This is a genomic window from Streptomyces sp. SCSIO ZS0520 (genome assembly GCF_025643355.1).
Classification (GTDB): domain Bacteria; phylum Actinomycetota; class Actinomycetes; order Streptomycetales; family Streptomycetaceae; genus Streptomyces; species Streptomyces physcomitrii.
This window is the reverse complement of sequence record NZ_CP092644.1, coordinates 4,594,002-4,619,554: the sequence shown is the minus strand read 5'-3', so window position 1 is coordinate 4,619,554 and position 25,553 is coordinate 4,594,002. Positions and strand designations below refer to the sequence as shown.

At 72.4% G+C, this 25,553-nt stretch carries 23 protein-coding genes and 1 tRNA gene; 12 read left to right on the top strand and 12 right to left on the bottom strand.

Translation table 11 applies throughout. The features are described 5' to 3' along the window. The first annotated feature begins 11 nt into the window (after positions 1-11). Complete coding sequence (locus MID12_RS18210; protein ID WP_263168785.1) at positions 12-1,403, top strand: FG-GAP and VCBS repeat-containing protein; 1,392 nt, start codon at positions 12-14, stop codon at positions 1,401-1,403. A gap of 147 nt (positions 1,404-1,550) precedes the next feature. Here the strand turns inward: MID12_RS18210 and MID12_RS18205 are convergent, their stop codons facing one another. After that, positions 1,551-3,755: an MMPL family transporter gene (locus MID12_RS18205; protein ID WP_263168783.1), complete on the bottom strand. Its 2,205-nt coding sequence runs from the start codon at positions 3,753-3,755 to the stop codon at positions 1,551-1,553. 119 nt (positions 3,756-3,874) lie between these two features. On the opposite strand from MID12_RS18205, the gene MID12_RS18200 reads away from it, so the two are divergent. Both MID12_RS18200 and MID12_RS18195 read left to right on the top strand, forming a co-directional pair. Next, a complete protein-coding gene (locus tag MID12_RS18200) occupies positions 3,875-4,522 on the top strand; it encodes a TetR/AcrR family transcriptional regulator (protein ID WP_040252101.1) in 648 nt (215 codons plus the stop codon). A gap of 273 nt (positions 4,523-4,795) precedes the next feature. After that, positions 4,796-5,305 (top strand): ATP-binding protein, encoded by a 510-nt coding sequence (locus MID12_RS18195; RefSeq protein WP_263168780.1) that lies wholly within the window; start codon positions 4,796-4,798, stop codon positions 5,303-5,305. A 213-nt stretch (positions 5,306-5,518) separates the two neighbouring features. Here MID12_RS18195 and MID12_RS18190 read toward each other — a convergent pair whose 3' ends face one another. From MID12_RS18190 to MID12_RS18165, 6 genes are all read right to left on the bottom strand, one after another. After that, positions 5,519-6,016 (bottom strand): MarR family winged helix-turn-helix transcriptional regulator, encoded by a 498-nt coding sequence (locus tag MID12_RS18190; protein ID WP_040252098.1) that lies wholly within the window; start codon positions 6,014-6,016, stop codon positions 5,519-5,521. Positions 6,017-6,137: 121 nt separating this feature from the next. Beyond that, positions 6,138-7,349, bottom strand: coding sequence for a PP2C family protein-serine/threonine phosphatase (locus MID12_RS18185; RefSeq protein WP_052482436.1), 1,212 nt, complete (start codon positions 7,347-7,349; stop codon positions 6,138-6,140). Next, positions 7,346-8,374 (bottom strand): SpoIIE family protein phosphatase, encoded by a 1,029-nt coding sequence (locus tag MID12_RS18180; RefSeq protein ID WP_052483179.1) that lies wholly within the window; start codon positions 8,372-8,374, stop codon positions 7,346-7,348. The genes MID12_RS18185 and MID12_RS18180 overlap by 4 nt, the downstream gene beginning before the upstream one ends. After that, positions 8,371-8,835, bottom strand: coding sequence for an anti-sigma regulatory factor (locus tag MID12_RS18175; protein ID WP_040252095.1), 465 nt, complete (start codon positions 8,833-8,835; stop codon positions 8,371-8,373). The genes MID12_RS18180 and MID12_RS18175 overlap by 4 nt, the downstream gene beginning before the upstream one ends. Further along, complete coding sequence (locus MID12_RS18170; protein WP_040252092.1) at positions 8,832-9,254, bottom strand: STAS domain-containing protein; 423 nt, start codon at positions 9,252-9,254, stop codon at positions 8,832-8,834. Before MID12_RS18170 ends, MID12_RS18175 begins: the two co-directional genes overlap by 4 nt. Beyond that, complete coding sequence (locus MID12_RS18165; RefSeq protein WP_040252090.1) at positions 9,251-10,129, bottom strand: STAS domain-containing protein; 879 nt, start codon at positions 10,127-10,129, stop codon at positions 9,251-9,253. The genes MID12_RS18170 and MID12_RS18165 overlap by 4 nt, the downstream gene beginning before the upstream one ends. A gap of 230 nt (positions 10,130-10,359) precedes the next feature. On the opposite strand from MID12_RS18165, the gene MID12_RS18160 reads away from it, so the two are divergent. The 5 genes from MID12_RS18160 to MID12_RS18140 all read left to right on the top strand — a co-directional run bounded on the left by MID12_RS18160 (position 10,360) and on the right by MID12_RS18140 (position 14,037). Continuing rightward, complete coding sequence (locus tag MID12_RS18160; RefSeq protein ID WP_263168770.1) at positions 10,360-11,556, top strand: PP2C family protein-serine/threonine phosphatase; 1,197 nt, start codon at positions 10,360-10,362, stop codon at positions 11,554-11,556. 53 nt (positions 11,557-11,609) lie between these two features. Further along, positions 11,610-11,774: a 50S ribosomal protein L32 gene (gene rpmF, locus MID12_RS18155; RefSeq protein ID WP_040252082.1), complete on the top strand. Its 165-nt coding sequence runs from the start codon at positions 11,610-11,612 to the stop codon at positions 11,772-11,774. 281 nt (positions 11,775-12,055) lie between these two features. Further along, positions 12,056-13,165: a helix-turn-helix domain-containing protein gene (locus MID12_RS18150; RefSeq protein ID WP_263168768.1), complete on the top strand. Its 1,110-nt coding sequence runs from the start codon at positions 12,056-12,058 to the stop codon at positions 13,163-13,165. A gap of 75 nt (positions 13,166-13,240) precedes the next feature. Continuing rightward, complete coding sequence (locus MID12_RS18145) at positions 13,241-13,786, top strand: DUF2975 domain-containing protein (RefSeq protein ID WP_263168766.1); 546 nt, start codon at positions 13,241-13,243, stop codon at positions 13,784-13,786. Further along, a complete protein-coding gene (locus MID12_RS18140; RefSeq protein ID WP_040252080.1) occupies positions 13,786-14,037 on the top strand; it encodes a helix-turn-helix domain-containing protein in 252 nt (83 codons plus the stop codon). The genes MID12_RS18145 and MID12_RS18140 overlap by 1 nt, the downstream gene beginning before the upstream one ends. A 286-nt stretch (positions 14,038-14,323) precedes the next feature. Here the strand turns inward: MID12_RS18140 and MID12_RS18135 are convergent, their stop codons facing one another. Next, the gene (locus tag MID12_RS18135) at positions 14,324-15,130 is read right to left on the bottom strand and encodes a hypothetical protein (protein WP_263168764.1); all 807 of its coding nucleotides are present in this window, start codon (positions 15,128-15,130) and stop codon (positions 14,324-14,326) included. A 578-nt stretch (positions 15,131-15,708) separates the two neighbouring features. After that, a tRNA-Thr gene (locus MID12_RS18130) sits at positions 15,709-15,782 on the bottom strand. A gap of 320 nt (positions 15,783-16,102) precedes the next feature. Between MID12_RS18130 and MID12_RS18125 the strand changes: the two genes are divergently transcribed. From MID12_RS18125 to MID12_RS18110, 4 genes are all read left to right on the top strand, one after another. After that, entirely contained in the window at positions 16,103-17,239 is a 1,137-nt protein-coding gene (locus tag MID12_RS18125) for an ABC transporter ATP-binding protein (protein ID WP_040252077.1), read from the top strand. A gap of 273 nt (positions 17,240-17,512) precedes the next feature. After that, positions 17,513-17,953 carry a hypothetical protein gene (locus tag MID12_RS18120; protein WP_040252073.1) on the top strand — a complete coding sequence of 147 codons (441 nt, stop codon included), beginning with the start codon at positions 17,513-17,515 and terminating at the stop codon, positions 17,951-17,953. Between the two features lie 214 nt (positions 17,954-18,167). Continuing rightward, entirely contained in the window at positions 18,168-18,899 is a 732-nt protein-coding gene (locus tag MID12_RS18115) for an NDP-sugar synthase (protein WP_040252071.1), read from the top strand. Positions 18,900-19,093: 194 nt separating this feature from the next. After that, entirely contained in the window at positions 19,094-20,245 is a 1,152-nt protein-coding gene (locus tag MID12_RS18110) for a sensor histidine kinase (protein WP_263168760.1), read from the top strand. A 141-nt stretch (positions 20,246-20,386) separates the two neighbouring features. On the opposite strand, the gene MID12_RS18105 is transcribed toward MID12_RS18110, so the two are convergent. The 3 genes from MID12_RS18105 to cysS form a co-directional block, all read right to left on the bottom strand. Further along, complete coding sequence (locus tag MID12_RS18105; protein ID WP_263168758.1) at positions 20,387-22,627, bottom strand: DoxX family protein; 2,241 nt, start codon at positions 22,625-22,627, stop codon at positions 20,387-20,389. Positions 22,628-22,961: 334 nt separating this feature from the next. Next, positions 22,962-23,900, bottom strand: a complete 939-nt coding sequence (rlmB, locus tag MID12_RS18100) for a 23S rRNA (guanosine(2251)-2'-O)-methyltransferase RlmB (protein WP_040252067.1) — start codon at positions 23,898-23,900, stop codon at positions 22,962-22,964. A 124-nt stretch (positions 23,901-24,024) separates the two neighbouring features. After that, positions 24,025-25,425, bottom strand: coding sequence for a cysteine--tRNA ligase (gene cysS, locus MID12_RS18095; RefSeq protein ID WP_040252064.1), 1,401 nt, complete (start codon positions 25,423-25,425; stop codon positions 24,025-24,027). Positions 25,426-25,553: the final 128 nt, after the last annotated feature.

Here is a 25,553-nt window from a genome sequence, read left to right as displayed (position 1 = left end):
GAATGGACCGGATGGTACGAGGCAGGATCACGGCGGCCGCGGTGGCCGCCCTGGTGGTGGCGGGGGCCCTGGGCGGCGGCACGGCGAGCGCGGCGGCGGCCCCGCCGCCCGGTGACGTGGACGGCGACGGCTACGCGGACCTGGCGGTGGGCGCCCCCGACGGCACCATCGCCGGGCAGGCCGAGGCCGGTTACGTCTCCCTCACCTACGGCACCGCCGACGGGATCCGGGTGAGCCGCAAGAAGGGGCTCACCCAGAACACCGCCGGGGTCCCGGGGGTGCCCGAGGCGGGCGACGCCTTCGGCTCGACGGTGGCCGTCGGCGACCTCGACGGCGACGGCCACGGCGACCTGGTCGTCGGCGCCCGCGGCGAGGCCATCGGGAAGGTCAGGGGCGCCGGTTCGGTCACCGTCGTCTTCGGCGATGCCACCGGCCTGTCCACCGACGCGATCGCCTTCCACGCCCCGACTCCGGTCACCAGCCGCGGATTCGGCTCCGAGCTCGCGGTCGGCGACTTCGACAAGGACGGGCGCGCGGACCTCGCCGTCGCCGACGGGGAGAAGGTCCGGGTGGTGCGCGGCGCCAAGAACCTCCGCGACACCCCGGCGCCCCGCCTCACCTCGCTCACCCCGCCCGGGGGCGGCGCGGGCATCGGCAGCCTCACCACCGGGGACGTGAACGGCGACGGCTACGCGGACCTGGTCACCACCGCCTACTTCGACGACCCGGCCGACGAGGGCACCCTCGGCGTACTGCCGGGCACCGCGGGCGGGTTGAGCGCCAAGCCGCTGGGCAAGAGCGTCGGCCTGCCCTTCGCCGGCTACGTACCGGTGGCCGGGGACATCGACGGCGACGGCCGGGACGACGTGGTCGTCGACACCTCCTTCGAGGACGGCCCCGAGGACTTCAAGCTGCGCACCTTCCCCGGCACCGCCGAGGGCCTCGGCGCGGGCACCCCCTACGGCGGCGCCCCCGTCCCCGGGCGGGCGGCGCTGCTCGCGGACACCGACGGCGACTCGTACGCGGACCTGGTCGTCGCCGACCCGCAGGCGCCGGACGAGGACGGCTACAACAACGCCGGTTCGCTCACCGTCGTGCCGGGCGCCGCCGGGGGCCTCTCCCCGGACGGGGCGCGCGAACTGAACCTGGACACCCCGGGGGTGGTCGGCGCCCGGGAGAACAACAACCTCTTCGGGGCCGCCGTCTCGGCCGCCGACTTCGACGCGGACGGCAGGGCGGACCTCGCGGTCGGCGCCCCGAACAAGTACCTGGGCACCGGCGCGGTCAGCATCCTCCCGGCCGCGGCGGGCGAGGGCTCGCTCCTGGTCAACCCGGAGAGCTTCGACCACCCGGCGGCCAAGGCGCGGTTCGGGGCGGCGGTCTCGGTGGCCGCGGGGGGCTGAGGCTCCGCGCTCGCGGCGCTGAGCCCTCGCGCCCGAGGCGCACCCCGGCGCCGGCGCCCCGGCCGGGCGTGCGCGCCACCGCCCCCAGCAGACGTACGGCCCGGTCCAACCCCCCTGGTGGACCGGGCCGTTCGCGTACCGGCGGGCTCAGACCCCGGCCGGGTGCCGCTCCTTCGGCTGCTCGGCCGGTGCGCCCTCCTTCAGGCCCAGCCGGGCGTGGACCGCGCGCAGCGGCCGGGGCGCGTACCAGGCCGTGCGGCCGAGCAGGCGCATCGCGGCGGGGACCAGGACGCCGCGTACCGCCACCGCGTCGATGAGGATGGCGAGTCCGCTGCCGAGGCCGAACATCTGGATGAAGCTGACCTTGGCGGTGCCGAAGGCGAAGAAGCTCACCGCGAGCAGCCCGGCGGCCATGGTGACGATGCGGCCGGTGTGCGAGAGCCCGCCGGAGACGGCCTCGCGGGTGTCGGCGCCCTGGTCGTGGAGTTCCTTGATACGGCTGGTCACGAAGACCTCGTAGTCCATGGACAGGCCGAAGGCGATGCAGAACAGGAGCACCGTCATCGAGGTGTCCATGGGCTGCGGGGCGAAGCCGAGCAGACCGCTGAGGTGGCCGTCCTGGAAGATCCACACCATGGCGCCGATGGCCGCGCTGAGGCTGAGGCCGTTGAGGACCAGGGCCCGCAGCGGCTGCACCACGCTGCCGGTGAAGAGGAAGAGGATCACGAAGGTGCTGCCCGCGACCAGGCCGATCGCGGCCGGGAGGCGGTCGGCGATGGAGTCCTTGGAGTCGACGAGGCGGGCGTCGGCGCCGCCGACCAGGGTGGTCGTCCCGGCGGGCGGTGCGGCCGCGCGGATGTCCTTCACCAGGTCCTGGGCGGCGCCCGACTTGGGCGCGAGGGCGGTGACCACGGTGATCCGCTGGGCGTCCGGCCGACCGAGCGCCCTGCTCGCGGGCCCGGGCCGCTCGAAGGCGCCCTCGCGGTAGGTGCCCGCCGAGGTCTCCACCCGGGCCGCCCCGTCGAGCCCGGCCAGCTTCTGTGCGTAGGAGCGCAGTTCGGGCGCGGCCACCGGACCGCTGGTGACGATCTGCACCGCCGACTCCTCGCTGCCGGTGAAGTCGCCCTGGACGGCGCCGGCGACCTGGCGGCTCTGCGCGCTCTCGGGCAGGACGCGTTCGTCGGGGGTGCCGAAGGTGACGCCGAGCAGCGGGCTCGCGGCGAGCAGCAGCACCCCGAGCACCGGCAGCGCGGTCAGCGCGGGCCTGCGCATCACCGTGCGGGCGAGCCTGCCCCACAGCGGGGCCTCGGCGCCGCGCACCCGGTGGGCCCAGGGCAGCCGCCCCTTGTTGACCCGGTGGCCGAGCACCGCGAGCAGCGCCGGGATGACCACCAGGGCGCTGACCGCGGCGATGGCGACCACGCCGATGCCCGCGTAGGCGAAGGAGCGCAGGAAGTACATCGGGAAGACGAGCAGCGCGGCGAGGGCGGCGGCGACCGTCGCGGCGGAGAACAGGATGGTGCGCCCCGCGGTGTGCACGGTGCGGCGCAGCGCGTCCGGCACCTCGGCCCCCTCGGCGAGGTGCTCGCGGAAGCGGCTGATCATGAGCAGCGCGTAGTCGATGCCGAGGCCGAGGCCGAGCGCGGTGGTCAGGTTGATGGAGAAGACCGAGACGCTGGTCATGCTGCCGAGGACGTACAGCTCGGCGAAGGTGCCGACGATCGCGACCAGCCCGATGGCCAGCGGCAGCAGCGCCGCGACCAGGCTGCCGAAGGCGAGCACGAGGAGGAGCAGGGTCAGCGGCACGGCGATGGTCTCGGCGAGGGCGAGGTCCTTGGCCACCTGGGTGGGGATCTCGTCGTTGACCGCGGCGGCGCCGCCCGCCCGCACGGTGAGTCCGTCCCGGTCGCCGGTGAACTCGTCGAGCAGGGCCGCGGCGTTGTCGCCGCGCTCGGTCTCGTCGCCGCGCACATGGGCGAGGATCAGCGCCTGGTCGCCGTCGCGGGAGGTCAGCGCGGAGGCGCCGGTGTCCCAGTAGGAGACGACATTGGCGAGGGCGGGCTCGTCCTTCAGCTCCGCGGTGAGGGCGCGGCCCTCGCGGGCGGCGGCGGGCGCGTCCAGCGGTCCGTCCGCGGAGCGGACCAGGAGCACCAGATTGCTCTCGCCGCCGAACTTCTCGTCGATGACCGCCTGGGCGCGGGCGGAGGGCGCGGCCGGGTCCTCGAAGCCGCCGCCGAGGAGCTTGCCGAAGGCCCCGAAGCCGAGCGCGGCCATGGCGACGACGGCCGCCAAGGTGAGCCCGAGCAGGAGGCGGCCCCGCCGTAGGGCCAGATCGGTAACGCGATCGAACACGGTCATCACCCCGTAGTGAATGTTTACGTGATTAACATCTACCGTGGCACACTCTTGTTAACGGCGTCAACATTTATCGGGACCATCAGGCAGGATGGAGTCATGGACGGGAACGAGTCATGAAGGCGACCCACGGCGGCAGGGCCCGCTACCACCACGGCGACCTCCGCAACGCGCTCATCGAGGCGGCCATCGAACTCGCGGCGCTCGGCGGCCCGGAGAAGGTCGTGCTCCGCGAGGCCGCCCGCACCGTCGGCGTCTCCCCCACCGCCGCCTACCGGCACTTCGGCGGCCACGGCGACCTCCTGGAGGCGGTGAAGGTGCGCGGGCAGCAGGCCCTCGCCGATTCGATGGCCGAGGCCGTGGCGGCGCTGCCGGGCCTCGACGACCCGGGCGAGGAGGCCGAGCGCACCGCCAAGGCGATCGGCCGGGGCTACCTCCGCTTCGCCCTCGACCAACCGGGCCTGTACCGCACCGCCTTCTGCCGCACCCCCCTCGACGAGGAGGACGACTTCAACGGCCTCCAGGCCCCCGACCGGCCGGAGTTCGCGGCCTTCGTCCTGCTCTCCGAGGCGCTGGACGCGCTGGTCGCCGCGGGCCGGATGCGCCCGGAGAACCGGCCCGGCGCCGAGGCCGCCGCCTGGTCCTCCGTGCACGGACTCGCGCTGCTCATCCTGGACGGCCCGCTCGCCCGGCTCCCCGGCGAGGAGCGGGACGCGGTGATCGAGGGCACCCTCGCGACCCTCGTCGCCGGCCTCACCCGCTGACCGGCGCCCGCGCCCCCTGCGCCCCTGCGCCCCCGGGCGCACGAGCTCACGAGCTCACGAGCTGGAGCGAAACCTCTCCGTCCGCGCCAATTCCCTTTGCGCCGCGGCCCCTTCACGGCGGGAATTCGCGAAACCGCCGCCGCGTATCGCGCGGGATCATTCCTTCCGCTTCCTTCCGCTCCCCGGCGGATCCCCCCTTCAGGGGTGGCGGACGTGAATGAGCCGAACGTTTCCGGGCAGCCGAAAATGAGCCCCAACGGGAGCGTGATACGCATGGAACACCGCACTGTCGAGCGAGAGCGCACCGCGGCCCTCGAACCGGCGGACCTGCCGGAAGAGCTTCCGCGGAAGGCGGCGGCCGCCCGCGAACAGGTACGCGACCTGGTGAGCGCGGGGGAATTGCCGGGCGCCGACGAAGCCGCGGCCAAGGCCTTTCTCGGTGACGCCCTCCTGGTCACCTCGGAACTGGTCACCAACGCACTGCGGCACGGTGACGGAATGACGGACTTCACCGCTCAACTCACCGCGGACGGACTGGAGATCACGGTCAGCGACCGCAGCCCGCTGATGCCCCGCCCGCAGTTCAAGGACGGCGACCCCTCCATCGGCGGCTACGGCTGGTTCCTCATCCAGCACCTCAGCGCGGGGATCACCATCTCCTCGCTCCCCGACGGCGGGAAGCGGATCGGCGTACGGGTCCCCTTCGGCGCGGCGGACCCCGACCGGGCGGCGGCGGACGGCCACGGGAAGTCTTCGAAGTCCCCTACGGCGGCGGAAGGTTGAGCACCGGCCGTACGGAGGCGGGCGGCCGTGCGGCACGCCCGCGGAGGCGGGGGGCGAAGGCGGGGAGGACGATCTCGCGGGTCGTACGAACGGGTCGTACGAACGGGTCGTACGAACGGGTCGTACGAACGGGTCGTACGAGAAGCAGGCGGGTCGCGCGGAAGGCAGTGACCGGAGCGGAAGAGCGGAAAGCAGCGGTCGAGGGGGGGGCGGCTAGGCAGTCGCCGCCGAGTCGTCGTGTCTTCGTGGGGAGCTTGCCTCCACCGCGGACTGGAAGCCCCGCAGTCCCTCCAGGAGGGCCTGGCGCTGGGCGGCGGGCATCGCGGAGACCATGGTGAGCAGGGCCTCGTCCCGGCGGCGGCGGAGGTCGGCGAGGTAGGAGGTGCCCTGGGCGGTCAGCCGCAGCTCCAGCTCGCGGCGGCTGGCGGGGCTGGGGGCGCGTTCGACGAAGCCGAGCGCCTGGAGCCGGTCGCACATCCGGCTGACCGAGGACGGGGTGGAGCCGAGCACATTGCCGAGGGTGCGCAGATTGATGCCGGACTCGCGGTCCAGGGTGTAGAGCACCCGCAGCTGGGAGGAGGACACCGGCGCCGGTGACACCGCGTCCCGGCCGCGCTCCCAGAGGACTTCGAGCAGCTCGGTGACCTCGCGGGCGGTGCGCGCGGCTTCGGCTGTGCGGCGATCGAGGGAAGACGGGTTCGCGTCCTTCACTGGTACTCCTCTTCCGGATCGGCCACGATTTTACTCCTCGCTCCTGGGCACAGCTGCCCCGTCGAGCGGCGCCGACACCCCCTGTCCTGCGGGGCGGCGCCCGGGTCCCTGCGCTTCGCCCTCACGGCTCCTCCGCGGCCGGTGCGCGGCGGACCGCGAGGGCGAGGGTGTCGTCGGAGTGCAGGATGACGGTGTGCATGTCGGCGGCGAGGGCGCCGGGGATCTCCGCCATGGGCCGGCGCCGGTGGCGGCGGGCGGCGGCGAGCAGCCGCAGCTCCCCCTCGCTGGGGTCGCGGCGGCTCTCGGTGAGCCCGTCGGTGTAGAGGATCAGCAGGTCGTCCGGGTCCATCCGGGTGCGCAGGGTGCCGTCGCTGCCGGGCATCGGGAAGCCGATGCCGCGGCCCCGGATCTCCAGGAACTCGCCGGTGCCGTCGGCCCGTACGAGCAGGCCGGGCGGATGGCTGCCGTTGGCGATCTCCGTCTCGCCGGTGGCCGGGTCGATGCGGACCAGGAGCACGGTGGCCATCAGTTCGCGGTCGAAGGGCAGCAGGATCTCGTCGGTGCGCGCGATGATCGAGTGCAGCGCGTGGCCCTCCAGGGCCAGGGTCCGTACCGCGTGGGTGACGTTGAGGGCGCTGCGGGTGCTCTTGACGCCGTGGCCGAGGGCGTCGACGACGGTGATGTGCAGGGTGCCGTCGGCGAGGGTGAACCAGTCGTAGAGGTCGCCTCCGGTGGGGGCGTCGCTGTCGGCGGGCGCGTAGTGGATGCCCATGTCGAGGCCGGGTACGCGCACCGGCGGCGGGCGCAGGGCGTCCTCCAACTCGCGCAGCACCTTGCCGTGCGCGCGGCGGACCTCCTCCTCCTGCTCCTCCAGCTGGACGTAGAGGGCGAGTACGCCGCTGTTGGTCTCGGCGAGTTCGTGCTTGAGGCGGCGCTGCTCGGCGGTGAGTTCGTCGATACGGGCGAGCGCGGCCTTGAGTTCGTCCTCGTCGGGGGCGCCGGAGCCCTTCGGCAGCCGCCAGACGACGGCCGAGTCGCCGAGCCGTTCCGCGGGCAGCGGCAGGTCCAGCTCCTCGGGGTGCGGCGGCACGGCAGGCGGCGCGAACCAGGCGGTCAGCCGGGCGGGCCCGGAGCCGGGGGCGCCCGCGGTGCCCGGCGGCCGGTAGCCGAGGACGACCTCCCCGCCGCGGCGGAGAGCGGCCTCGGCGACATGGACCACGGAGAGCACCAGGCGGCTGCGGGTCTCCGGCGGCAGGGCCCGGATCTCCGTCATCGCCCGCAGGGTGTCGCGGAGTTGGCCGACATCGCGGCAGGGAATGCCCTGAGCGCTCACGGCTGCCTCCCCGGTACCCGTACGGCCAGGGCGGTGGCGTCGTCGCGGGTGCGGCGGCGGTCGCGGCAGAGCGCGGCGGCGAGCAGCGGGGGCGGCAGGCGCAGCAGGAAGGGCGAGGGCGAGTCGGCCCAGCGGTGGTCGATGCCGTCGCTGCACAGGACGAGGCTGGCGCCCGCGGGGGCGTCCAGGCGCTGCACCCGGGGCACCGGCAGGGTGAAGCCGACGATGCCGGGCTGGCCGGTGACCCGGGCGTGCACCCGCCGGTCGTCCAGGAGCATCAGGCGGATGTTGCCGATCCCGCAGGACTCGGCGGTCCCGGCCCGCAGCCGTACCAGGCCCGCGGCGGCGCCCCGGGTGCGGCGCAGCGCGCGGTGCATGCCGGTGAGGAGTTCGGGCAGCGGGCGCCCCGGTTCGCGCAGGAAGTGGCGCCGGGCGAGCTGGGCGGCCTCCGCGGCCTGCTCCCCGTGGCCGAGGCCGTCCACCACCAGCGCGGTCACCCCTTCCTCGGAGTCGGCGACGGCCCAGGCGTCCCCGCAGGCGCTCTCGCCCTCCAGGGGCAGGCACAGGACCCCGGCCGCGGTGTGCGGTGCGGGTGCGCCGGGGCGCCGCATCCGGGCGGACATCAGGGTGCCGCCGGCCTCGGTGCGGATGGTGAACTCGTCCGCGATCCGGCTGACCGCGCCGAGTCCCGCGCCGAGGGTGCCGGTGGTGCTGAAGCCGTCGGTGAGGCTGAGCGCCAGGTCGCCGATGCCGGGCCCGCTGTCCACGGCGAGGATCTCGATACCCTCGCCCGCGGGCAGGTGCTGGAGGTAGAGGCTGCCGTCGCGGGCGTGCTTGTCCAGGTTGGCCGCGAGTTCGGAGGCGATGACGGCCGCCCGGTCCGGGAGCGCGCCCGGCAGCGCGCCCTCCTCGGCCACCGCCCGCGCCGTCTCGGCCGCGAGGTGGACGGCGCTGTGGTGGTCGACGCGGACCTGGCGGGTGGTCGTGCCGGGCACCTCCTCGGTGCCCGGGTCCACCGCGCTCACGCCCGGGTCCACCGGGTGACCACGACCCGTGTCCCGCGCCCCGGTTCGGAGGAGACCTGGAACTCGTCCATCAACCGCCGGGCCCCGCCGAGGCCGTGGCCGAGTCCCGCGCCGGTGGTGTAGCCGTCGGCGAGGGCGGCGTCGAGGTCGGCGATGCCGGGGCCCTGGTCCTCGAAGGTGAGCCGGAGCCCGCGCCGCGGCCCGTGCAGGTGCTCCACGGTCAGGGCGCCGCCGCCCCCGTGGACGTAGGTGTTGCGGGCCAGTTCGCTGGCGGCGGTGACCACCCGGGTCTGGTCGACGAGCCCGAATCCGGCCTCCACCGCGGCGCCGCGCACCGCGTGCCGGGCGGTCAGCAGGTCCTCCTCGGCCCTGATCGCGATACGGGCGGGGGCGCTCGGCGCGGCCGCCTCGTCGCCGGGGCCGCTGCCGAGGGCCCGCAGATCGTCGTCGTAGAGGGTCATGGCGAACCCCCGGGATCCCCGACGGCGGGCGCGGCCGGTCCCGGCACGTGCGCGACCTGCTCCCAGCCCAGGGCGGCCATGCCCTGCTCGGCGTTGAGCGCGGTCTCCACCCCGGTGAGCTGGAGGCCGAGTTCGACGAGGGTGAGGGCGACCGCGGGGCGCATCCCGGCGACGATGACGCGGGCGCCGAGCAGGCGGGCCACCGTGGTCAGCTCCATCAGGGTGCGGGCCACGAAGGAGTCGATGAGCTCCAGGCGCGAGACGTCGATGAGGACGCCGCGGGCGCCGTCGGCGGAGATGCGCTCGGTCAGCTCCTCGGTGAAGGCGGTCGCCGAGGAGTCGTCGAGTTCGTTGAGCAGTCCGGTGACCAGGACGTCACCGAGCCGCAGTATCGGCACTCCGGCCGTGCGGCCGTTCACCGGAGCACGGCGCCTTCGGTGCGGGGACCGGACTGCCCGGTGAGTCTGAGGGACTCGGCGAGCGCGTCGGCGAGGGTGGCGCGGGTGAGGATCGCCGAGAGGTCGATGCCCAGTTGGGCGATGGTCTGCGCGATGGGCGGCCGGATGCCGCTGATCACGCAGTCGGCGCCCATCAGCCGTACCGCGTTGACGGTCTGCAGCAGATGCTGGGCGACCGCGGTGTCCACGGTCGGCACACCGGTGATGTCGATGATGGCGACCCGCGACTCGTTCTCCTGGATCGCCTCCAGGAGGTTCTCCATCACCACCTGGGTACGGGCGGTGTCCAGGGTGCCGATCAGCGGCACCGCGAGCACCTGGTCCCACAACCGCACGACGGGCGTGGACAGTTCGAGCAGCTGCCGGCTCTGCCGCTGGATGATCTCCTCGCGGCCCTCCACGTACGTCTCGAAGGAGAGCGCGCCCGCGGCGTCCAGGAGGCGGTTGATGAGCAGCGCGGCGGAGAGCAGTTCGCCGGTGTCGCGGGTGTAGCCGCGCACCGCCTCCAGGAGCGCCTCCTTGAGGGCGAGGACGGCGAGCGAGGTCCCGGTCGGGGTGGCGCCCGCCCGGGCCCGGCGCAGCGAGAGGGTGATCACGGCCTGCCGCAGTTCGCGGTGGGTGGTGACGACCCGCGCGACCGGTACGTCGTCCCGGAGGCCCGCGCCCAGGGCGTCGACGAGGGTGTCGGCCTCCTCGCGCAGCTCCGCCTCGGAGATGCCGGTGCCGAGGGCCGTCTGCTCCAACTGGAGCTGGACCCATCTGTCGGCGACCACCTCACCGCGTTCCCGCAGCGCGCTGCTCACCAGCTCTCGGACGGCGGCTTCGTCGGCAGTCAAGCCTGGCACCTTCCCCACTCCGTCATGGTCGGTGCGGGGAGGATTCCGGGCTGGTGCCCGCACCTCCGCACTGACCCTTATTGTTGTCGGGAGACAACAGTATCCGCTGCCCTCGGACCCGCATAGCCTCCTTTGCGTACCCCTGTTCCCTTTCGGCACAGCGGCAGCCGAGGCATGGCCGCCCGAGCGCACTCGCCCCATCATCCACCCCAGAGAGCGGTCGCCTCCCCTTGGAAAGATTCTCGGCAGTGGAACGCGCGCTGCGCGGAGCTGCCCCCGACACCCTCCCTGACGTCCTGCGCGAGCAGTTGCGCGCCCGCTACGCGGCCACCGACGGCGAGCTGCTGATGGGCGACTACTCGATGACCCGGCTCCAGCCGGTCGGCGGCGGCCCCGGCACCGCCCCGCTGCCCATGCACAGCGGGCCCGCGGGCCGCGCCTTCGGCGCCCAGGAGGCCCAGACCGTCCTGACCACCAGCCCCGCCCTGGCCGAGGTGCACCTGCCGGTCACTGTCCACGGGGACCGGCTCGGTGTGCTCAGCGTCACGCTTCCGGTCGAGCGGTACTCGGAGGAGATCCGCGACGAGCTCCAGGAGGTCGCCGAGGCCCTCGGCCACCAGATCGTGGTCGCCGAGCGGCACACCGACCGCTACGTACGGGCCCGCCGGGCGGACCGGCTCACCCTGGCCGCCGAGATCCAGTGGGAGCTGCTCCCCGGCCGCTCGCACTCCCACCCCGTCTTCGACCTCGGCGCCCAACTGGAGCCCGCGTACTCCATCCACGGCGACAACTTCGACTGGACCACCTCGGACGGCCGGCTGACCCTCACGGTCACCAACGGCATGGGCGAGGGCATCGAGGCCGCGCTCCTGACCAGCCTCGCGGTCAACGCGCTGCGCAACGCCCGCCGCGCGGGCCTGGACCTGGTCGGCCAGGCCAACCTCGCCGACCAGGCGCTCTACGGGCAGCACCGCGGCGAACGGCACGTCTCCGCGCTGCTGCTGCGTTTCGCCCTGGCCGACGGGCGGGCGGAGGTGGTGGACGCCGGTTCGCCGCGGATGTGGCGGCTGCGGGAGGGCCGCGTCGAACCGGTCGAGCTGGACGCGCAACTGCCGCTCGGCATGTTCGAGGACACCGTCTACGCGGTGCAGCGCTTCCAGGTCGCCCCCGGGGACCGCCTCGTCTTCGTCAGCGACGGCGTCTACGACGCGGGCTCCCCCCTCGGCGAACGCTTCAGCGACCGCGCGCTGACCCGCGCCCTCACCCGCAGCCGCCTGCTCCCGCCCTCCCAGGTCCCGTACGCCGTCCTGCGCGAGGTGGCGGACCACCGCGGCGAGGCCGACGCCGAGGACGACGCCATGGTGGTCTGCCTGGACTGGCACGGCACGCAGGGCGGAGCCGGGCGGGCGGAACCAGCCACTTCATAATGGGATCCATTTTCATGTAGCCTCGTGGCCCCACCCCCAGCCAGGAGTCAGCCATGGCCGTTCCCAAACGGAAGATGTCCCGCAGCAACACCCGCCACCGCCGCGCCCAGTGGAAGGCCGCCACCCCGCAGCTCGTCCCGGTCACCGTCGACGGCACCCTCCACCTCGTACCGCAGCGCCTGGCCAAGGCCTACGCCCGCGGACTGCTGCGCCCCTGACACCGGGCGCACCACCGCGCCCCAGGGCCACCGGCAGCCCCGCCCCACGGCTGCCGGTGGCCCTTCTCGCGCCCCTCCCCCGACTCCCCTCCGCCGACTTCTCCCAACTCCCGTCCCCCGAAGGCCACTTCGGACCCCGGTCCCCCGATGCCGGACACCGGACACCGCGGACCGGGGCTTCGGGAGCAGGGCCTTCGGCCGCCCCGCCCCGCGCACTGGGTACCCTCGGCGGCAGACAGAAGGAGACAGAGGCGACAGAAGCAGGGGGAACCAGGCAGCCCATGCTCGACGAGACCACCATCTCCTGCGCCCACGTTCCCCCCGCCGACCGCTTCGACTTCTGGAACGAGGTCATGCGGCGCACCATCGCGCCACTGGAGCTCGTCAGCGCCCACCGCTCCGACTACTGGGCCGACCAGCGCATCCTGGAACTCGGCACGGTCACCGCCTGGCCGACCAAGAACCGGCCCACCCTCTACCGCCGCACCGCACGGCACATCCGCCAGTCCGACCCCGAGTTCGTGCACATCGGCCTCTCCGTGGCGGGCCCGCTCCAAGTCACCCAGGACGACCGGCAGTTCCTCGTCCCCTCCGGCGACCTGCACATCGCGGACAGCTCCCGCCCGCACGAGGTCCGGGTGGGCACCTCGGGCCGACTGCACATCGGCTCCTCCGTCAAGGTCCCCCGGGCCCTGCTCCCGCTCGGCCGCGACCAGATCGACCGCGCCTGCCCCCGGCACGTCCCCGGCGACCAGGGCTACGGCGCCCTGCTCCGCGAACTCCTCCTCCAACTCGCCGGGAGCAGCCACTCCTACGGCTCCGAGGACGGCCCGCGCCTCGGCATGCTCGTCGCCGACCTGCTCTCCGCCCTCCTCGTGCAGACCCTCGACGACGGCGCCCGCGCCCTCACCCCCGAGTCCCGGCGCCGCACCCTCCTGCTCCGCGTCAAGGAGTTCGTCCGCGCCCACCTCCACGAGGCGGACCTGACGCCCCGCACCATCGCCGCGGCGCACCACATCTCACTGCGGCACCTGCACCGGCTCTTCGCCGACGAAGACCTCACCCTCTCCGCCTGGATCCGCCGGCAGCGCCTGGACCGCGCCCGCCGCGACCTCACCGACCCCACCCTGCGCAAGGTGCCGGTCCAGCAACTCGCCGCCCGCTGGCAGTTCCACAGCCCCTCCGACTTCAGCCGCGCCTTCCGCACCACGTACGGGGTGCCGCCCACGGAGTACCGGGCGAGGAGCGGGGAGCTGGAGTTCGAGGGGCAGGAGAGCGGGGCGCAGGAGAGCGGGGAGCCGGCGTTCGGGGAGCAGGAGAGCGGGGGCAGGGGCCGAGACTCCCACGGCCCGGGAACCGTGACGCGGGAAGCTCCGCGCCTGTCGCGGTAGTTCCGCGCCAACCCTCGACGCACCTATCGATTTACGATAGATTCCTATCGCCACTCGATAGATCAAGGAGTCTCGGTGACACATCTCCTCGCGCGCTCCCTGCGCGCCGCCCTCATCGCGGTATTCGCCCTCACCCTGGCCCTGCAGGCGTGGATGGTGGTCCTCGTCAGCACGGACCCCGTCCGGGGCGTCACCGCCTCCGGCAAGCCCGTCGTCGAGACGGACAACGACACCCTCACGGAGATCTTGCAGGGCCACGGCCTCGCACTCACCCTCTGCACCATCCCCGCCCTCCTCCTGCTGCAGGCCGTCGTCGTCTGCGTCTGGCGCCTGACCGGCCTCGCCCAGGACGGCAAGGCCTTCACCCCCGCCTCCCTCCCCTACCTCACCACCACCATCCGCGCGCTGATCGGCATGGCCCTCCTTCTGGCCGCCCTCGCCGTCCGCCTCGACAGCACGCACGCCCTGCCGCTCACCTTCACCCTCTACCCCTACGGAGCCGTCCTGGCCGCCACCACCGGCGCACTGGTCATGCTCCTGCTGCGCACCCTGCTGCACGAGGCCATCCACCGCGACGGCGAAGCCTCGCGCCTGCGCGGTGAACTCGCCGAGGTGATCTGATGCCGATCGTCCTCGACATCGACGTCATGATGGCCAAACGCAAACTCACCGCCGGCCGCCTCGCCGCCCGCGTCGGCATCTCCCCCGCCAACCTCGCCGTACTGAAGAACGGCCGCGCCAAGGCCGTCCGCTTCACCACCCTCGAAGCCCTGTGCGAGGTCCTCGACTGCCAGCCGGGCGACCTGCTGCGCTACGTCCCCGCCACCGACGACGACCCCGAACTCGCCGAACAGGACGGCCGGGAGGGGTGAGCGCAGATCCGGCTGACGGCGCGGGCGCCGGACACCGGACACCGGGCGCATCACCTCGCACGAGGCGAGGATCGCCTGATGCCTGATGCCTGATCCACAGACGGGCAACCCCGGGCGGATCCCGGCTGCCTGAAATGCGCCGGAAGATGAGCCTCCAGTTCAAGCCCACCGGGCCGTCGACTTCGACGGGGGACAACGTCGTGGTGAAGCGAGTTCCACCGGAGCCCCCTGCCGCGAGTGAGACGGAAACCGGGACTGGAGCCGATGGAAGACCACCCGGACGTGACTACCGGGATTTTTCACGTTTTTCCTTGGCGGTCAGCAGCTTCAGGCCAGGTTTCTCCAAGTCACTGTCAACTCCCCAATAGTCGGTGTACCGATACGGAGGCAGAATCCCTGAGAGACGAAAAATACCCACACCCTCACTGGGGTCATGAACATCGAGAGAGTTCACCTTGCCGCGAGAATCCACATAATCGACCTTCAGATGATATTCGACATAGTAGTCTTCGACACTCGCCTTCACGAGCATCTCAAAGCTCTTACCGGCCGAAACGTCGCGTGACTCACTCGTAAAGTAGGGCCTCCCCTTCCTCGTAAAACTCGGATGCCGAACATTCAAGTCGAGATCTACGAGGATCGCCCCGGGATTAGATCCCCCAATCGGCTCGATAAGCGTCTTGGACAAAGACGGGGAGCGTCGGCTCACCACCGGAGAGACATTGACAATCTTGATTGCGGACGCGGAGGTGTTGGTAATGACAAGCTTATAAAAATTTCCACCCACCTGCGTAGATTTCAACCTTTTATGCAGTCTCATGAAAGATTCCGGGTCCATCGTGTACGGGTCTTCCAGGAGCTTCTTCTCCGCAGCACTCGTGACGCGCTCCCCGGAGACCAGGAGGCCACCGCCTTCCAGAGGGGTTACCGCAGTTTTCACTTCCGCCGGAGAAGTCCCACGCTGATCTTCATGCCGGAATACGCTTTTTATGTTCTCCTCGACGAATGCACCCGCACCAGTAATTGCGGTAGCGATAGCGGCGGACAGTCCGGCTAATACGGCTGCGACCGTCCAGTTGCGGGCCAGCGTCAAGCGTGTCGGCGGCTCGTCCGGCCGACGACGCCGCTCTGCGGCCCTCCTTAAATTCCTCATGCGCCCATTGCGCCCATTGCGCCCGGCCATTGCTTTACCCGCCCTCCGTCATGCCTGATGCAAATCTACCCAGAGCCAACTCACCGGTCGAGAGCCAGGGCGCCGAGCTGCCCCCTGCGACGACGAGGCTGAACTGGGGAGAACGCGGTGCCTGGCCAGCCGCAACTGGCGGAGCAGGTCTTGAAGCCGCAGAAGAGTTTCCACCCAGCCGGGCATAGGCAGCGCGCCCGCAATCTCTCCGCGGCGAACTCTCGCGCAGTCGGAGGGCCGCGAGGTGTGGAGGCCCGGCGCCGCAAACGCAGGCTTGTCCGGGCACTGCCGAACGACAACCGAACGTCCTGAGAAGCCGAACGATGAGCCTGCCCGATCGGGCACAGCCCTCAGGAACACCCAGATCTGCCAGACCCGCCGGATCAGCCAGACCCGCCGCTACGCCAAGGGCCGCGCCCACTCGCCGACGTCGCCTCCGCTGACACGAAAACCCCAGCTCAGAAGCGCTCTGAGCTGGGGTTCGGCGGAGCCCCCTGTCGGATTCGAACCGACGACCTACGCATTACAAGTGCGTTGCTCTGGCCATCTGAGCTAAGGAGGCGGGTGCGTCGCCGGGGGCGGCGCGTAGACCGCACCAACCTTACACAGCCGGTGTTTCCCCGGACCAGCAGGAATAGCGGCCTCCGAGGGGCCCGAGGCGCCGCCCGGCCCGACCGCGGGCCCCGCCCCACCCCCGCCGTCACCAGCACGCCCGTACCTGCTGACATCCGGCCATTCCCCGGGTACTGTCGCCCCCAGTCCACGCAATGGACTACACCATCTCGATCCGCCCGGGCCCCAGCGCCCGGTCCCGGGGAGCGGTGGTGTCCACCTTTACTCGGATCGTCCGGCACGTTCCTGCCGGTGAAGGGGGCCCTCACCATGGCCACTGTGACGTTTGACAAGGCGACCCGGGTCTACCCGGGCTCGGAGAAGCCCGCGGTAGACGGGCTGGACATCGAGGTCGAGGACGGCGAGTTCCTCGTCCTGGTCGGTCCCTCCGGTTGCGGCAAGTCGACCTCCCTGCGGATGCTCGCGGGTCTCGAGGACGTGAACCGCGGCGCCATCCGCATCGGCGCGCGCGATGTGACGCACCTGCCGCCCAAGGACCGGGACATCGCCATGGTGTTCCAGAACTACGCGCTCTACCCGCACATGTCGGTCGCCGACAACATGGGCTTCGCCCTGAAGATCGCCGGTGTGCCGAAGTCCGAGATCCGGCAGAAGGTCGAGGAAGCGGCCAAGATCCTGGACCTCACCGAGTACCTCGGCCGCAAGCCGAAGGCCCTCTCCGGCGGTCAGCGCCAGCGTGTGGCGATGGGCCGCGCGATCGTGCGCGAGCCCCAGGTCTTCCTCATGGACGAGCCGCTGTCGAACCTCGACGCCAAGCTCCGCGTCTCCACCCGTACGCAGATCGCCTCGCTCCAGCGGCGCCTCGGCATCACCACCGTGTACGTCACCCACGACCAGGTCGAGGCCATGACCATGGGCGACCGCGTCGTCGTCCTCAAGGACGGCCTGCTCCAGCAGATCGACTCGCCGCGGAACATGTACGACCGCCCGGCGAACCTCTTCGTCGCCGGGTTCATCGGCTCCCCCGCCATGAACCTCGTCGAGGTGCCGATCACCGACGGCGGCGTGAAGTTCGGCAACTCGGTGGTGCCGGTCAGCCGTGAGGCCCTGACCGCCGCCGCCGACCGGGGCGACACCACGGTCACCGTGGGCGTCCGCCCCGAGCACTTCGACGTCGTCGAGCTGAACGGCTCGGCCGCCAAGTCCCTCTCCAAGGAGGACTCGGACGCGAAGGCCGGCCTCGCCGTGCAGGTGAACGTCGTCGAGGAGCTGGGCGCCGACGGCTACGTCTACGGCAGCGCGCGGGTCGGCGGCACGGACAAGGACCTGGTGGTCCGCGTCGGCGGCCGCGACGTCCCGGAGAAGGGCGCCGAGCTGCACATCGTCCCCCGCCCGGGCGAGACGCACGTCTTCTCGACGTCGACCGGCGAGCGCCTCAGCGACTGAGTCGCGGGGTCGGCCGACCAGTTGACGGGTCGGCCGAGCTGAAGGCATGAAGGCATGAAGGAGCCTCCGCACTTCGGTGCGGAGGCTCCTCTTCGTTGTCACCCGCCAGCGCCGCAGCACTCGCCCTGAGCGGCCGCGAGACCGGCAACGAGCGTGACATAGAGCCCAATTCACCCACAACCGTCAACACGGCGGACGAATTTCGCGGCCACCCGTCGCTCGACAGGGTGACTAAATGTCGCCAAATCATCACTGCCCGCTACGCTCACTCGCGTGACACGACTCCACAAGCCGCAGCACCGCCGGGGCCCCGCCCTCGGCATCGGCCGCACGCTCGCTCTCGTACTGCCCGTCGTCCTGGTCCTGTCCGGGACCCTCGCGGTCACCCGCGTCAACTGGTCCGGCCACGGCTCCGATTCGATGCTCGCCGCCTCCGCCGCGGACGCCTCCACCCGTGCCGGTGCGCGCGCACCGCAGGACGTACTGCGCGACCGGCTCCTCCTCGAACTCCAGGAGGAGGACCCCGGGGTGGCGCTCACCCATCTCCAGGAGGAGGTCGACCGCAAGCCCTCGCTCGCCGCGCACTGCGCCTCCCTCGCGCGGGCGCTGGGGCGTGCGGCGGTGAAGCAGTACGGGGCGACGCGGGCCCAGTCCTACGCCCGTCCCGTCTGCGACACCTCCTACGCCACCGGCGTGGCCGCCGAGATCGGCTGAGAACTGCCGGGTTCCGTCGGGAGAACACCTGCCTCGGGTCGAGAACAGCACGCGCGCGGCGGACCTCGCACCGCCTGTGCCGCCGGGCGCCCGGCCCGCAAGACTCCACGGGCCTCGGCCCCGGCCGGACCCCCTGGCTCCGGCCCGCAGAGCTCCACAGACCGCGGCCCCGGCCCGTAGGGCCCCCTCCCGCGCGGCCACGTACAGTGCGGTCATGAGTGATCCGCACGCCGAGGCGTACCCCACGCAGGCCGTCGTCCTGGCCGGAGGGCAGGGCTCGCGGCTGCGCCCGTACACCGACGACCGGCCCAAGCCGATGGTCGAGATCCCCGGTACGGGCACGCCGATCATCGGCCACCAGCTCGCCTGGCTGGCCGAGGAGGGCGTGACCGACGTGGTCGTCTCCTGCGGTCATCTGGCCGAGGTCCTCGAAGAGTGGCTCGACACGGCCGACCTGCCCCTGCGGGTCACCACCGTGGTGGAGAAGGAGCCGCTGGGCCGCGGCGGCGGTCTGAAGTTCGCCGCCGCGCACCTGCCCCACGCGGACCGGCCCTGGTACGCGACCAACGGCGACATCTGGACCCGGTTCTCCCTGCGCGAGATGGCCGCCTTCCACGCCGAACGGGACGCCAAGGCCACCCTCGCCCTGGCCCGGCCGCGGATCCCCTGGGGCGCCGTCGAGACGGACGCCTTCGGCCACATCACGGACTTCATCGAGGCCCCGCCGTCCCCGTACCTGATCAACGCGGGTGTCTACGTCTTCGCGGCCTCCTTCACCGGCCTCCTGCCGGACCGCGGCGACCACGAGCGCGCTACCTTCCCCCGGCTCGCTCGCGAGAAGAACCTGGCCGGCTTCCCGATCCCGCACGGTGCCTACTGGCGCGCGATCGACACCGCGAAGGACCTGACCGAGGCGAGCAAGGAACTGGCCGCACTGGGCCGTTGACCCGCCTCCCCACCCCGGCCGGCGACCCGCTTCCGTACGGACCCCGCCCCGAACCGCGCCGCACGCGGCACCCGCCCCACCGCACCGCACGCACGTGCACCGCACCGCACCGCATCCGACCTGCGGTACACCGCAGCGGAATTATGCGGTTTACCGCAGTCCGCCCCGGCTTGCGGCTGGCTAGCGTTTCCGCCATGACAAAGCTTCTGCGCCGCTGGGCCCGCCTCTCCTTCGGAGTCCTGCTGGGCACCCTGACGGCACCGGTCGAACTCCTCCTCGTGGCACTCGGCGGCGGATGGCTCCAGGGCGCCCCGGACCGGGGCCCCGAAGGCCCCGGCACCCTGAGAGCGACGCGGTACGCACGGAGCCTGGCGTACACCGGCCAGAGACGCATGTCGCGGTACTACGGCACCTCCCCGCCCTACCCGCACCCGGTCCCGGTCTCCCGCGTACTCGCCTATCTCGCGGCGCGCTCCGGGGTGGGACTCCTCGGCGGTGCGGCCCTGTTCACCGGAATCGTCTGTACGGGCTACGCCTCTTTCCTGCTCTGGGGCTGGTTCCTGCTCCCCGAGCTGGACCACCCGGGCACGGTCTTCCTGACCGCGCTCGGCGGACTCTTCGGGCTGTTCCTCTCCGCCCAGGGCATACGAGGCGTGGCGCGCTGGGAGGAGGCCCTCGCCCGCCGCTTCCTGCGACCGTCCGACCGCACCGCGCTGGAGCGCCGCATCGGCGAGCTGTCCGAGAGCCGGGCCGGTGTGATCGAGGCGGTCGACGACGAACGGCGCCGTATCGAGAGGGACTTGCACGACGGAGTGCAGCAGCGCCTGGTGGCACTGGGCATGCTGCTGGGGCGGGCCCGCCGCGCCACCGACCCGGACCGGGCGGACGCCCTGCTGCGCCAGGCGCACGAGGAGTCCCGGCAGGCACTCACCGAACTCCGGGACGTGGCCTGGCGCGTGTACCCCTCGGCGCTGGACCACCAAGGCCTGGAAGCGGCACTGGAATCGGTCGCCGAACGCGCCGGGATATCGGTCGACCTGACGGCGGAGGTACCCGGCAGGCTGGCCTCCAGCGTGCAGACCGCGGCGTACTTCGTGGTCGCGGAGGCCGTCACCAACGCGGCGAAGCACTCCGGCGCCACCCAGGTCACCGCCCGGGTGACGCGGCACAGGGCCGGGCTGTGGATCCGCGTCGAGGACAACGGCTCGGGCGGCGCCGACCCGGCCGCCGGAAGCGGACTCACCGGACTGGCACGCCGCATCGCCGCCCTGGACGGCACCTTCTCGGTCGACAGCCCGGCGGGCGGCCCCACCGTGCTCACCGCGGAGGTGCCCTGCAGAACCTGAACCTGAACCCGAATCTGAATCTGAATCTGAACCAGGGCCGGGGACACGGTTGTTGAAAGGTCGGCGAGGGTACGAGGCGCCCTCCGGGCAGGAGAAGCCGGTAGCTCCGACGGTCCGGGACGGTCCTGGCCCGCCCTCTGCCTATCCGAGCAGCCCGCCCACCAGCCCGCCCGAGTTGCCGCCGCTGCTTCCCCCGCCGGTGTCGCCGCCACCACCGTCGTTGCCGCCGCTGCCCGGGTCGCCGCCCGTGCCGCCGGTGGAGGTGGTGCCGCCGCTGCCGCCGGAGGAGCCGCTTCCGGCGGGCGGTTCGTCGGGGGGCGCCTGTTCCTGCGGGGCCTGCTCGCCCGGGGAGTCCCCGGGGCTCTGGACACCGTCCTGGGCGGAACCTCCGGTGCCCTCCTCGGAGACTCCCGAGGTGGGCGCGGAGGACGAGGAGGAACCCGGCTCCTCGCTCTCGGCCGAGGGGCTGGTGGCGGAGGGGCTGCTGCCGCCGCGTTCCTTGCGGGACTCCTGCGGCAGCGGGGTGCCGGGGAGCTGGTTGCGCGGGGTTTCGCCGGGCCCGGGCACCGTGACCCGGTCGGCATCGCGCACGGCGCCGCCGAGCACCGCGCCGACCAGCATCGTCAGGCCGACGGTGACCGCGGCGAGGAGGACACCGCGGCGCAGCACCCGCCGCCGCAGGTCCCAGAGGGCGGCCCGCGGGCCCAGGGTGCGCCAGGCCTCGGAACTGAGCCTGCCGTCGGCCGAGTAGACCGGCGCCCCGGCGATGATCAGCGGGGACCAGGCGGCGAGATAGATGATGTCGGGCGCGTCGTAGGCGGGGACGGTGCGCCAGCTGACCGTGACCAGGAGGGCGGCGGAGAGGAGGGCACCGATGGCGGCGGCGAACCGCTGCCACAGACCGAGGATCGTCAGGACACCGACGAAGACCTGGAGGAAGGCGATGGTGAGTCCGGCACCGACGGGGTGCGCCAAGGCGAAGTCACGGAGGGGTTCGGCGAGCGGCCAAGGGTGCAGGGAGTGCAGCCACTTGACCATGGAGCCGCGTTCGCCGCCGTCGAAGTAGACAGGGTCGCAGAGCTTGCCCATGCCCGCGTACACGGAGATGAGGCCGAGGAAGACCCGCAGCGGCAGCAGGACCACGCCGAGGTTCATCCGGCGCCCGGGGTAGTAGGCGTGCCGTACCGCGCGGTGCCTGCGGGCCGCCGCGTCCTCCGCCGGGTCGGCGGCACCGGGCAGGGGACCTGGGTCGATCACCCGCTCCAGGACGAAGGTGTCGTCATCGGCGAAGACGCCCTCGGTGTACGGGAGTTGCTCCTCGGCGCCGCCGTTGGCGCCGGTGGCGTAGTCGTCGGCGTAGCCGAAGTCGGCGGTGCCGGCACCGCCGGGACGGCCCGGGCGATCGGCCCTGCCGGAGCCCGCGCTGCCAGAGTCCGCACTGCCGGAGCCCGCCCTGCCGGAGTGGGTGCCGGAGCCGGAGCCGGGGTGGTGCGGGGCGAAGGCCGAGGCCTCCGTGTCGGCCGTACGGTCCTCGCGCGCGGACTGGCCGGGGAGACCGATCGTGGTGTGCTCCGAGGCGTACCCGGCGGGGGCCCCGTGGCCGCCCTGCTCGTAGGGCTCGGGCGGGCGGGTGTGCTCGCGGGTGCCGCCGTCGAGGAAGCCGGTGCCGTCCCGGCCGGCCTCGTACAGGGAGCTGCCCTGGAGCGTCGCCCCGGGCAGGGTGCCGTCCAGCAGGGCGGTCTCGTCCGGAGCGCCGGGTGCCGGACGCGCGGAGGGGGAGGCGGGGTGGGGGGGGGGGGGGGGGGGGGGGGAAACGGAAACGGCCCCACCCCCCACCACCCCCCCAGCCCCATCCCGCATATGCGGAAGAACAAACCCCTCCCGCTCGCCGAAGCCGTCCCGCCCGTCCCGCCCGGCAAGCCCCTCCCGGTCGCCGCCTCGCACTCCCTCGCCGAAGTCCTCCCGACCGAGTTCGCCGAAGTGCTCCCGATCGAGTCCGCCGAAGTTCTCGCGGTCGAGGGGCAGTCGGGGCGAGCCCACGGCCGGGGTCCGGTCGGAGCGTTCCGTGTGGCCGTGCCGGGGCAGGACTCTGGTCGCGCCGGGGAGCCCGGGGGTGGGCGGGGTCTCGGGCGCCCGTGTGGTGGTCGCGTTGTTGCGTACGGCCTGGAGCAGTTGCTGGGCGCCCGGTCCGGAGCGGCCCGTCCAGACGAGGGGGCGGCGGCGTCCCGGAGTGCCCGCGGCCGCCTGCGGGGTGACGGCCTTGTAGGCGCTCAACTGGTGCGCGAGACGGGGGGATCTCGTCTTCGGCACGCTGGTGAGCTGTACCCGGAAGCTGGCGTGGTTGACGACGACCTGCGCGGGATCGCAGGGCACTTTGGCCATGCTGAAGGCAGGTCCGTCGTCGAACCCCGAGGAGCGGCCCCCCGTGGAGGAGCGGGCTGTTCTGGTGTCCACACTCATCTAACCGAGTGACGACTGCTTAGGACACTGCCTTGACCGCCGCAAAATGTCCGGGCCCCGTCAAATCGGCCGAATCGGACGCGCCGGCACCGTCACCAGCCGCTCGAACACGCCTTTCTCCTACGGGAGTTCGAGCCGCCCCCAGGAGAGCCCCGCCCGCGACCCACCGACCCGACCGGACACCGCCCGCCCGACAAGGCACCAGCAGAACCGGAACCCGACCGACCAGGCACCGCCACCCCTGGCCAAGCCGCCCTCACCCCCGGCGGCGAGCCGCCTCGTACAAGACGATGCCCGCGGCCACACCGGCGTTGAGGGATTCGGCGCCGCCGGGCATGGGGATGCGGACCCGGATGTCGCAGGTCTCGCCGACCAGTCGGGACAGGCCCTTGCCCTCGCTGCCGACCACCAGCACCAGCGGGCCGTCGAGCGCCGCCAGGTCCCCGAGTTCGGCCTCCCCGTCGGCGGCGAGGCCGACCACGGTCAGGCCCGCCTTCTGGTAAGCCTCCAGGGCGCGGGTCAGATTGGTGGCGCGGGCCACCGGGGTGCGGGCGGCGGTACCGGCGGAGGTCTTCCAGGCGCCCGCGGTCATCCCGGCGGCGCGGCGTTCCGGTACGACCACGCCGTGGCCGCCGAAGGCGGAGACGGAGCGGACCACGGCGCCGAGGTTGCGCGGGTCGGTGACGCCGTCGAGGGCGACGATCAGGGGGTCCTCGCCCTCGTCGTACGCGGCGGCGGCGAGGTCCTCGGGGTGGGCGTACTCGTAGGGCGGGATCTGGAGGACGAGGCCCTGGTGGTTGAGGTTGTTCGTCATCCGGTCCAGCTCGGGGCGGGGGGCTTCCATCAGGTGGATGCCGCCGCGCTCCCCGGCCAGTTGAAGGGCCTCGCGTACGCGCTCGTCGTTGTCGATGAACTGCTGCACATACAGCGTGGTGGCGGGGACGCCCTCGCGCAGGGCCTCGACGACGGGGTTGCGGCCGACGACGAGTTCCGAGGCGGACTTGCCGCCGCGGCCCTTCACGGGGCGGCGGGCGGTCTGCTTCGCCTTGGCGTTGGCGAGACGGTTCTTCTTGTGTCCCTTGCGCATGTCGGCGGGGGGCGTCGGGCCCTTGCCCTCGAGGCCGCGGCGTCGCTTGCCACCACTGCCGACCTGCGCGCCCTTCTTGCCGGACATGCGTCGGTTGTTCGCGGCCATGACCTACTGCTCCTGTGCTGCGTCGGCGGGTGGTGCGGATGGGGGATACGGGAATCTGTGCGGGGAGGTGCTGGAAGCAGTGTGCCGCCCGGGGGGGGCCGGGCGGCACCTTGCCTGTGCTGGTTCAGCGGGCGCCCAGCGTCCAGCGGGGTCCGTCCGGCCCGTCCTCGATGACGAGCCCGGACTGGCCGAGCTGGTCGCGGATGGCGTCCGCGGTGGCCCAGTCCTTGCGGGCCCGGGCCGCCTCGCGCTGCTGGAGCACCAGGCTGACCAGGGTGTCGACGACTCCGTGCAGGTCCTCGCCGCGGTCGCTCTCGCCCGACCAGCGCGGGTCCATCGGGTCGAGGCCGAGGACCCCGAGCATGGCCCGCACCTCGGCGAGGCGGGCGACCGCGGACTCCTTGTCGTCGGCGGCCAGCGCGCTGTTGCCCTGCCGGACCGTGGTGTGGACGACGGCGAGCGCCTGCGGTACCCCGAGGTCCTCGTCCATGGCCTCGGCGAAGGCGGGCGGTACTTCCTCGGCGGGCTCCACGGCCTTGCCCGCCTTCTCGGTGACGCGCTGGACGAAGCCCTCGATCCGCGCGAAGGCGGACTCGGCCTCGCGCAGGGCCTCCTCGCTGTACTCGATCATCGAGCGGTAGTGCGGGGTGCCGAGGTAGTAGCGCAGCACGATGGGCCGCCAGCGCTTGACCATCTCGGCGACGAGCACCGAGTTGCCGAGCGACTTCGACATCTTCTCGCCCTTGAGGGTGACCCAGGCGTTGTGCAGCCAGTACCGCGCGAACTCGTCGCCGTAGCCCTTGGCCTGGGCGATCTCGTTCTCGTGGTGCGGGAAGATCAGGTCGATGCCGCCGCCGTGGATGTCGAAGACCTCACCGAGGTATTTGTGCGCCATGGCCGAGCACTCCAGGTGCCAGCCGGGCCGGCCGCGGCCCCACGGGGTCTCCCAGGAGGGCTCGCCGGGCTTGGCGCTCTTCCACATGGCGAAGTCGCGCGGGTCGCGCTTGCCGGTCTCGCCCGCGCTCTCCGGCTGCTGGAGGTTGTCCAGCTCCTGGTTGGACAGCTCCAGGTAGCCGGGGAAGGACTTCACGTCGAAGTAGACGTTGCCCTCGGACTCGTAGGCGTGCCCGCGCTCGATGAGCCCGCGCATCATCTCGATCATCTCGGGGATGTGCCCGGTGGCGCGCGGTTCGTAGGTCGGCGGCAGGCAGCCGAGGGCGGTGTAGCCGTCGTTGAAGGCGCGCTCGTTCTCGTAGCCGATGGCCCACCAGGGGCGGCCCTGCTCGGCGGACTTGGTGATGATCTTGTCGTCGATGTCGGTGACGTTCCGGACGAAGGTCACCTGGTAGCCGCGGTAGTCGAACCAGCGGCGCAGGATGTCGAAGTTCAGTCCGGAGCGGATGTGCCCGATGTGGGGTGCGGCCTGCACGGTGGCGCCACACAGGTAGATCGAGACGCAACCCGGCACGAGCGGGGTGAAATCACGGACCTGCCGGGCGCTGGTGTCGTACAGCCGAATAGTCACCCCACCAGGGTAGTGGGCCCGAGGGGGTGCCTTGTGCTCCTTGGGCCCACTGCTCTCAAAGTGCTTCTGGAATTGTGATTATCCCCAGGTGATACGGGCGCCGCTCTCCGGCGGCTCAGGCCCCTGGG